The sequence below is a fragment of the Rhodovulum visakhapatnamense genome (genome assembly GCF_004365965.1).
GTDB lineage: Bacteria > Pseudomonadota > Alphaproteobacteria > Rhodobacterales > Rhodobacteraceae > Rhodovulum > Rhodovulum visakhapatnamense.
This window is the reverse complement of the sequence record NZ_SOEB01000007.1, coordinates 180,489-189,231: the sequence shown is the minus strand read 5'-3', so window position 1 is coordinate 189,231 and position 8,743 is coordinate 180,489. Positions and strand designations below refer to the sequence as shown.

Sequence of the window (8,743 nt, the reverse complement as noted above, 5' to 3'; positions counted from 1 at the left end):
TCGGGCGGCCCCCCTCTTTCGCGGCCATGCTGGTCGCTGTGCGGTGCGCCTTCAGATAGGTCGCATCGATCATTACGGTCTTCTGCTCGCCGTGTTCGGCCGCCAACCCGGCCATCATCCTGGCGAAGATGCCTTTCGCGCTCCAACGCTTCCACCGGCTGTACAGCGTCTTGTGCGGTCCGTAGGCTTCGGGCGCGTCGCGCCAGCGCAAACCATTGCGATTGATGAAGATAATCCCGCTTATGACCCGTCTGTCATCGACCCGAGGCTTGCCGTGGGATTTGGGGAAGAAAGGGGCAAGCTTGGCCATCTGCTCGTTGGTCAGCCAGTACAGGTCGCTCATGTCACCGCTCCGTTTTGCGGGCCGTGAATCACGCAGCGCGTTGAAAATCAATGCATCCTGAGCCTAGGGACCCCACAGGTCCTCAAGAATTCGCCCCCCCCGATCACCTCGATCGCGGCGACGCAGTATTGGCAAGTCCGTTCGGTCAGAAACTGGCCAGCGGGCTGGTCTGGCTCTGGCCTGAATTGCAGAACGCGAAGGAACGGTCGGCCGATATGTCGAACGCCGCCCGCTGCGCGAGGCGTTTCAAGACTGTCTTTGGCAAAGCCCTCCAAAGAGGTTTGGACCGGGTGGCGCGCTCAGAAATCCTGCCAGCCACCGTCGTTGACCGCCTGGCGCAAGGGCGCGGTCGTTGGCACCGGTTCGGGGGTGACAGCTGTGGGATGGCCGCGCGCCGGCGCGGGTGCGGTCCCGTGGACGGATGGCCGACGCTTGAGATCGAACCGCGCCACAAGCCGTTCCAGGGTCGCGGCATCGGAGTTCAGCGTGGTCGACGCGGCTGTTGCCTCTTCGACCATGGCCGCGTTTTGCTGCGTGACCTTGTCGAGTTCGGAAACGCCAACGTTGATCTCGCCCAGCCCCACCGACTGTTCCTCGGCGCCTCTTGCAATATCGGCCACAAGGCCCGCGATGTTGCCGACACGCTCGACGATGTCGGTCAGCGCCTCGCCGGTGCGATTGACCAGCGCCACACCCGATTCGACCTCGTCGGAACTGGTCGAGATCAGCGTCTTGATCTCGCGCGCTGCCTCGGACGAGCGCTGTGCCAGCGCCCGCACTTCGGACGCCACGACGGCAAAGCCGCGGCCGGCCTCGCCCGCGCGCGCCGCCTCGACGCCTGCGTTCAGCGCCAGCAGGTTGGTCTGGAAGGCAATGTCGTCGATCACGCCGATGATCTGGCCGATTCCATCCGAAGATCTTTTGATGCGCGACATGGCCCCGACCGCGTCCTTCACCACCACGCCGCTTTCCTCGGCATGGTTGCGCGCCCGCTTGACCACCTCGGCGACCTCCGCCGCGCCTTCGGCTGCGGTCCGCACACTCGAGGTCATCTGGTCCAGCGCCGCGGCGGTCTCTTCGAGGGTCGCGGCCTGATTCTCGGTCCGGTGCGAAAGCTCGTCCGCGGCGGTGCTGATCTCGTCGGTGCGGGTCCGGATCTCGGCCGCGTTTTCGGCAACGATACCGATCAGGTCGTTCAGCGTATCGATGGTGGCGTTGAAATCCGTCCGCAGCCCTTCGTAATTGTGCGGGAACGGCTCTTCCAGCGAGTGGGACAGATCGCCCGAGGCCATCCGCTCCAGCCCGGCGCGCAGGGTCTGGACCACATGCGCCTCTTCCTTCTGGCGCTGGCGCGCTTCCTCGTCGAGCAGGTGCGCCGCCTTCAGCTTGATGCGGAAGGCATCGGCCCGGTCGGCGATCGCGCCGATCTCGTCATGCCGATGCGCATGCGGCACCTCGGTCTCGAGATCGCCGCCCGCCATCCGTTCGAACGCGTCGCCAAGATCGCCGAGCGGCCGCAGCAGCATTCGCAGCATCAGCAGCAGCACCGCCATGGCGACCGTGATCAGCACCGCGGTCACGGCCAGCCCGGTCTGACGCTGCACGGCAATCGCATGGTCGATCCGGCTGCGGTCGATGCCGACATAGAAAATCCCGACCGGCTGGCCATCGGACCCCATGATCGGCTGATAGACAGTCAGGAACGGCCGACCGAGGATGATCGCCTCTCCGCTGTAGGTCTGGCCCTGCATCACTGCCGCCCTGACCGGATTGTCCTGACCGAGCGGCGTGCCCACAGCGCGCGTTCCGTCGGGCTTCTGGATGTTGGTCGACACCCGCACGAAGTCGTCGCTGGCCGCATCCCAGGCGAAAAGGGTCGCGGTTTCGCCCGACAATCCGCCCACATGGTCGATCAGCGCGTTATCCGTCACTTCGGGCAAGCGGTCCCAGGTCACCCGGCTGACCGTGCCGTCGGGCGCGGTTTCGAACCCGATGCCGCCGAAATGGTCGTCGAACTGGTCGATCAGGATACGCAGCGACGTGGTCTGGCGCTGTTGCGCTGCCTCGCGCATCGCCACGGCGGTCTGGCGCTGAAGCACCACCCCCTGGACGATGCACAGCACAAGAACGAGCAAGCCCGTACCCAGCGTCAGGACGACTTTCAAGGATAGCTTGCTGAGGCGCATCGTGCCGTCTCCCGAAGGGGCCGGCACCGCGGCCCTGCCCGCACCGGCCCGAATATCTGTCGTGGCGCCCGTCCCGCCCCATGCCGAAACGCAACCACCGCGGCCGCACCGGAACGGCCGCTAATCCGATCGTTCAGCGCCCGTCCCCGGACCGGCCCCAAATCCAGGCACAAGCCGATCCCGTCCTGTTTCGCCGACCAGAATTGACGCTTGGTAAACGAAAAAGCGAATCTTGCCCTCACTTCGGGCGGTTTCAAGAGGCTCCCCGGCCTGGACGGGACTGCGGCGTCTTTCGGTGTTCCATGATTGTTCCAATCGCGCTAGACTCGTCCGGCAAGAGACGATGGGCAGGGGCATGCTGGATCACGGCGGGCATCTCGCCGGTCTGAACGACCGGCAGCGCGCGGCTGCGAGTCACGGGCCCGAGGGCGCGGGACCGCTTCTGGTCATCGCCGGGGCGGGGTCTGGCAAGACGCGCACCCTGGCGCACCGGGTGGCTCATCTGTTGGCCGGGGGCGCAGATCCGGGCCGGATCCTGCTGATGAGCTTTTCGCGCATGGCCGCGCAGGAGCTGACCCGCCGGGTCGAGCGGCTGCTGGCCGGGTCGGACCGCGCCTGGCCTGCGGGGGCGCTATGCTGGTCGGGGACATTCCATGCCATCGGCGCCCGGCTCTTGCGCGAGAATGCGGGCCGACTGGGGCTCGACCCCGATTTCGTGATTCACGACCGCGAGGACAGCGCCGATCTGATGAACCTCGCCCGGCACGGTCTGGGCCTCTCCTCGACCGAAAAACGCTTTCCGGCCAAGGGCAGCTGCCTTGCGATCTATTCGCGCTGCGTGAATGCGGGAAGCCCGCTGCCCGAGGTGCTGGCCGACCGCTTTGCCTGGTGTCTGCCCTGGGAGAACGACCTGAAACGGCTTTTCGGCGCCTATGTCGCGGCCAAGCAGGCGCAGAATGTGCTGGATTACGACGACCTGCTGCTGGCCTGGGCGCAGGCGATGGAAGACGAGAGTTTCGCGCGCTGGGCCGGGGGGCAATGGGACCATGTCCTGATCGACGAATATCAGGACACCAACCGGCTGCAGGCGCGGATCCTGATGGCGCTGAAACCCGACGGGCGCGGGCTGACCGTGGTCGGCGACGACGCCCAGGCGATCTACGGTTTCCGCGCCGCGACGGTGCGCAACATCCTCGACTTCCCCAAGGCCTTCGAACCGCCCGCCACGGTGATCGCGCTCGACCGCAACTACCGCTCGACCGGGCCGATCCTTGCCGCCGCCAATGCGGTGATCGGGCAGGCGCGCGAACGCTTCGCCAAGGATCTCTGGACCGACCGCGCGGGCGGCAGCAAGCCGCAGCTGGTCACCCTTCGCGACGGCCGCGACCAGGCCCGCCATGTCGCCGGGCGCATCCTGGCCGCGCGCGAGGCCGGGCTGAGGCTGAAGGATCAGGCGGTGCTGTTCCGCACCTCGAGCCATTCGGCCGAGCTGGAGATCGAGTTGACCCGCCGCCATCTGCCCTTCGTCAAGTTCGGCGGGCTCAAGTTCCTGTCGGCCGCCCATGTCAAGGACCTGCTCTCGGTGCTGCGGCTTCGGCAGAACCCGCGCGACCGGGTCTCGGGCTTTCGGATGTTGCAGCTTGTGCCCGGGATCGGCCCCGGCACCGCCGCGCGGGTGCTTGACGCGCTGGAGGCGGCGCCTGCCCCGGCCGAGGCGCTGCGCCGTCTGGCCCCTCCGCCCCGGGCCGCCGCCGACTGGCCCGCGCTGGTCGAGCTGATGACCGCGCCCGCCGGATGGCCGGACCTGATCGGCGCCGCCCGCGCCTGGTATGCCCCGCATCTGGACCGGCTTTACGAGGATGCCGACAGCCGCCGCGCCGATCTGGAACAGCTTGAACGGATCGCGGCGGGCTATCCCGACTGCGCCCGGTTCCTGACCGACCTGACCCTCGATCCGCCCGAGGCCACCAGCGCCGAGGCGGGCGTGCCGCTGCGCGACGACGACTATCTGATCCTGTCGACGATCCATTCCGCCAAGGGCCAGGAATGGCGGTCGGTCTTCGTGCTGAATGCGGTCGACGGCTGCATCCCGTCCGATCTGGGCACCGGATCGGAGGCCGAGATCGAGGAGGAACGGCGGCTTCTATACGTGGCGATGACCCGCGCGAAAGACAGCCTCGCCCTGGGAGTGCCGCTGAAATTCCATGTCACCCAGCAGGCCCGGTTCGGCGACCGCCACCTTTATGCCCGGCGGACCCGCTTCATCCCCGACTCGATCCTGAGCCAGTTCGAGCAGGTCTACTGGCAGGACCCGCCCGGCCCCGACGAACCGGCAGACGGGACCGAAGCGCCCCGGCTCGACCTGCGCCGCCGCATGCGCGACATGTGGGCCTGACCCGACCCGCTCAGAAAGACAGAAACCGGCGCCGCGCCTCTTCGGCGATGGCCTGGCGCATCTGCAGATCGGCCAGTTCGGCCATCGCGGCCTTCCGCTCTGCCGGATCGGTCAGCGCCGTCAACCGGGTCCTGCAGGCAAGAACCTGCTTTTTCAGCGAGATTTCTTCCGGCAGAGCGCCCGCCTCGGCCATGATCCGGAAGCCTGCCGCCTCGGCTGCGCCGACGAAGGCATCGCCCGGCCGGTCGGGCAGCGGTGCGCCCTCGCCCGCCAGCCCCTGCAACTGGCAGCGGGCCTGCGCCTGCAGGATCCGCCGCTCGACCAGTCTCGACATCCACGACATCGCATCCCTCCGCCGCAGGCCCCGCCCCCATTCCGCCTCTGGACGGCGGTTTTTCCATTCCTTATATAATTGGTAGGAATTACAGGAGCCGTCATGACCGAGCCGCAGGGAAAGCTTGAAGGCACGCCGCTCATCGAGCCCTCGACCACCGACCATCCGCTGTACGAACAGGTCGTCGAAGCCTGCCGTACCGTCTACGATCCCGAGATCCCGGTCAATATCTACGATCTGGGCCTGATCTACACCATCACCATCGACCCCGAGAACGTGGTGCGCATCACCATGACGCTGACCGCGCCCGGCTGTCCGGTGGCGGGCGACATGCCCGGCTGGCTGCAGGAGGCGGTCGAGCCGCTGCCGGGCGTGAACCGGGTCGAGGTCGACATCACCTGGGACCCGCCCTGGGGCATGGACATGATGTCCGACGAGGCGCGGCTGGAACTGGGCTTCATGTAGCGCGGCCGCGCCGCCTGCCCTTGCCGGTCAGGGTCCGGGCTCTTGCAGGATGCCCGCCCCGCCCTAGCTTGGCACCGAAGGAAACGAGGTATCCAATGTTCGCCATTCCCGGAAAACAGGCTGTCAGCCTTACCCCCGCCGCGGCGGCCGAGGTCGCGCGCCTGATGGACCAGCAGAACGCCCAGGGCCTGCGCATCGGCGTCAAGAAGGGCGGCTGCGCGGGCATGGAATACACCATGGACTATGTCGCCGAGCTCGATCCGATGGACGAGATCGTCGAGCAGGACGGCGCCCGGGTCGCCATCGCGCCGATGGCGCAGATGTTCCTCTTTGGCACCGAAATCGACTACGAGACCTCGCTGCTGGAATCGGGGTTCAAGTTCCGCAACCCCAATGTGGTCGATGCCTGCGGCTGCGGCGAATCGATCAAGTTCCGCGAAACCGACGCCGCCGAGGGCTGATCGCCTCTCCTCCGCATGTTGCGGCCCCGCGCCGTCCGGCGCGCCTCGCTTGCGCGGAAAAGGGCCGTTCCGCCCGGCCGGGAAATCGCCTAGGAAGGCCGGAATCATCATCAGCGACGAGGGAGTGAGCGCATGCGCAGGAAGCTGGCGGCCGGAAACTGGAAGATGAACGGGCTGAGCGGCGCGCTTGGCGAGGCGGTCGCGCTGGCCGCGGCCCATCCCGCTCCCGGAATCGACATCCTGCTGTGCCCCCCTGCCACGCTGCTCGACCGGATGGCGGATTCGGTCCATGGTTCGAAGGTCGCGGTCGGCGGGCAGGATTGCCATCCGCTGGTCTCGGGCGCCCATACCGGCGACATCTCGGCTGAGATGCTGGCCGATGCCGGGGCAAGCTACGTGATCCTCGGCCATTCTGAGCGCCGCGCCGATCATGGCGAAACCGACGCGCTGATCCGCGCCAAGACCGAGGCCGCGCTGGCCGCGGGTCTTGCGGCGGTGGTCTGCGTCGGCGAGACCGAAGCTCAGCGCGACGCGGGCGAGACGCTGGCCGTGGTCGGCGCACAACTGGCCGGGTCGCTGCCCGATGCGGGCGTCTCCGCCGAAACGCTGGTCGTGGCTTACGAGCCGGTCTGGGCCATCGGCACCGGCCGGGTGCCGACGCTCGAACAGATCGCCGAGGTCCATGACAGCCTGCGCGCCGCGCTGAAAGACCGCTTCGGCGCTACGGCCGACGGCATCCGGCTGCTGTATGGCGGGTCGGTCAAGCCCGGCAACGCGGCCGAAATCTTCGCGACCTCGAATGTCGACGGCGCACTGGTCGGCGGCGCCTCGCTGAAGGCTTCGGATTTCTCGGCGATCATCGCGGCACTCGAGGCCGCCCCGGCCGCCTGAGCAGGACAGCCGTCCCGCCAAACAAAGACGCCCGGCCCTGCGGCCGGGCGTTTCGCTTTCGGTCGAGCCTCCGGCGGCGTCAGTAGCCCAGAGCCGCGCGGATCTGGGCCACGACCGGCGGCACCAGAACCGGCGCATCTGCCGCGCCCTCGGCCGCGGCGGTCAACAGCGCCTTCTCGTCCTCGGGAAGATCCGAGGCGGCGATCAGTTCGGCCACCGCCGCGGCATCGAACCCGCCCTCGGTCAGCGCAAAGGGCAAGGCCGCCCCTGCCCCGGGCGTCTCCTCGGCTGCGGGCGCTTCCGCTGAAGGGGCTTGCGCTTCGGAGGCCGGGTCGGCCCCCTCGGGGACGGCCGTCTCCGGTGCCTCGGCGCCCGCGTCACCGGCGCCCGGTGCCGCGGCGGCAGGGTCTCTTTCTGCCGCCGGAGCGTCCCCGTCCGACGCCTTTGCGTCCGGGAGGTCTTGCGGCACGGCGGCCTCAGTGCCGGTCCCGTCGTCGGGAGCCGCCGCCTCGACGCTGCCATCGCCCGAGCCGACCGCCTCGGTCTCCTCCGGGGTCCCGGTCTCCTCTGGGGTCTCGGACGTCTCGGGCTGCGTCTCCTCGCCGACGCTCATGTCGTCATCGGCCGAGACCATGCCCGCGCCGGTCTGCGGCCCGGCCGCGGCCTCATCCTGCGGCGCATCGGCCTGCGTCTCTGCGGCCGGGACCTCTACTGGCCCGGCATCTGCCTCGGCCGCGTCCGGTGCCGCCTCCGGCGGCGCGGGCACAGCCTCTTCGGATGCGGGTGTGGCGGCGGTCTTCGCCCCGGGACCGGCCATGTTGCCCAGATACCAAATGAACCCGCCCAGCCCGAAAGCGGCGAGAATGACGATCGCTGCAAGAGCCTTTTTCATCCTATCCTCCTCTGCCGCCGGAGCGTCCTGCCCCGGCCCTCGCCCCGAAGCTTGTCCCAAGCACCCAGCCTGCGGCAAACCGGCCCGTCGCCGCAGGCCCCAGAGCCTTGCCCGCAGACGGAAAACCGCCTTGAAGCGCGCCCGCCTCGGCGGTAACTTGGACCCTACTCAATTGCAACGATCCAAGGAGCGACACCATAGCCCGCCGACCTCACAACGCGCCGCCAACGCGCGATACCGGCCCTCGCATCAACGGACGCATCCGCTGCCCGGAAATCCGCCTGATCGGCGCCGAGGGCGAAAACCTCGGAGTCGTGGCCCCCGCCCGCGGCATGGAACTGGCCGAACAGGCCGGGCTCGATCTGGTCGAGATTTCTCCCAATGCCACGCCGCCGGTCTGCAAGATCATGGATTTCGGCAAGTTCAAGTACGAACAGCAAAAGCGCGAATCCGAGGCCCGCAAGAAGCAGAAGGTGATCGAGGTCAAGGAAATCAAGTTCCGCCCCAACACCGACAGCCATGACTACGAAGTCAAGATGCGCTCGGTCATCAAGTTCCTCGAGAGCGGCGACAAGGTGAAGGTGACGCTGCGGTTCCGCGGTCGCGAGATGGCGCACCAGAATCTCGGGCGCGAATTGCTGGAGCGGGTGGCCGAGGACGTCAAGGAAATCGGCAAGGTCGAGAACATGCCCAAGCTGGAAGGCCGCCAGATGGTGATGATGATCGGACCGGCCAAGTAACCAACCGGCCAAGTGACCAAATAACAAAACCCGCCC

The 8,743-nt window shown here is 67.7% G+C and carries 9 protein-coding genes; 5 read left to right on the top strand and 4 right to left on the bottom strand.

Going from position 1 to position 8,743, the window contains the following annotated elements; genetic code table 11:
* Together EV657_RS08825 and EV657_RS08820 are read right to left on the bottom strand one after the other, a co-directional pair.
* A partial coding sequence (locus tag EV657_RS08825) for an IS5 family transposase (RefSeq protein ID WP_134077663.1) occupies positions 1 to 343 on the bottom strand: 343 nt, incomplete at its 3' end.
* A 299-nt stretch (positions 344 to 642) separates the two neighbouring features.
* Positions 643 to 2,529, bottom strand: a complete 1,887-nt coding sequence (locus EV657_RS08820) for a methyl-accepting chemotaxis protein (RefSeq protein ID WP_134077662.1) — start codon at positions 2,527 to 2,529, stop codon at positions 643 to 645.
* A gap of 355 nt (positions 2,530 to 2,884) precedes the next feature.
* On the opposite strand from EV657_RS08820, the gene EV657_RS08815 reads away from it, so the two are divergent.
* The gene (locus EV657_RS08815; RefSeq protein ID WP_134077661.1) at positions 2,885 to 4,924 is read left to right on the top strand and encodes an ATP-dependent helicase; all 2,040 of its coding nucleotides are present in this window, start codon (positions 2,885 to 2,887) and stop codon (positions 4,922 to 4,924) included.
* Between the two features lie 10 nt (positions 4,925 to 4,934).
* On the opposite strand, the gene EV657_RS08810 is transcribed toward EV657_RS08815, so the two are convergent.
* Positions 4,935 to 5,267 (bottom strand): DnaJ family domain-containing protein, encoded by a 333-nt coding sequence (locus tag EV657_RS08810; protein ID WP_134077660.1) that lies wholly within the window; start codon positions 5,265 to 5,267, stop codon positions 4,935 to 4,937.
* 93 nt (positions 5,268 to 5,360) lie between these two features.
* Here EV657_RS08810 and EV657_RS08805 point away from each other — a divergent pair, with 93 nt between their 5' ends.
* The 3 genes from EV657_RS08805 to tpiA all read left to right on the top strand — a co-directional run bounded on the left by EV657_RS08805 (position 5,361) and on the right by tpiA (position 7,075).
* Positions 5,361 to 5,723 carry an SUF system Fe-S cluster assembly protein gene (locus EV657_RS08805; RefSeq protein ID WP_075785759.1) on the top strand — a complete coding sequence of 121 codons (363 nt, stop codon included), beginning with the start codon at positions 5,361 to 5,363 and terminating at the stop codon, positions 5,721 to 5,723.
* A 95-nt stretch (positions 5,724 to 5,818) separates the two neighbouring features.
* Positions 5,819 to 6,184, top strand: a complete 366-nt coding sequence (locus tag EV657_RS08800; RefSeq protein WP_075785758.1) for a HesB/IscA family protein — start codon at positions 5,819 to 5,821, stop codon at positions 6,182 to 6,184.
* 132 nt (positions 6,185 to 6,316) lie between these two features.
* Entirely contained in the window at positions 6,317 to 7,075 is a 759-nt protein-coding gene (gene tpiA / locus EV657_RS08795) for a triose-phosphate isomerase (protein ID WP_075785757.1), read from the top strand.
* Positions 7,076 to 7,154: 79 nt separating this feature from the next.
* On the opposite strand, the gene EV657_RS08790 is transcribed toward tpiA, so the two are convergent.
* The gene (locus EV657_RS08790; RefSeq protein WP_134077659.1) at positions 7,155 to 7,967 is read right to left on the bottom strand and encodes a hypothetical protein; all 813 of its coding nucleotides are present in this window, start codon (positions 7,965 to 7,967) and stop codon (positions 7,155 to 7,157) included.
* A gap of 197 nt (positions 7,968 to 8,164) precedes the next feature.
* On the opposite strand from EV657_RS08790, the gene infC reads away from it, so the two are divergent.
* The gene (gene infC, locus EV657_RS08785; RefSeq protein WP_075785755.1) at positions 8,165 to 8,707 is read left to right on the top strand and encodes a translation initiation factor IF-3; all 543 of its coding nucleotides are present in this window, start codon (positions 8,165 to 8,167) and stop codon (positions 8,705 to 8,707) included.
* The last annotated feature ends 36 nt before the right edge of the window (positions 8,708 to 8,743 follow it).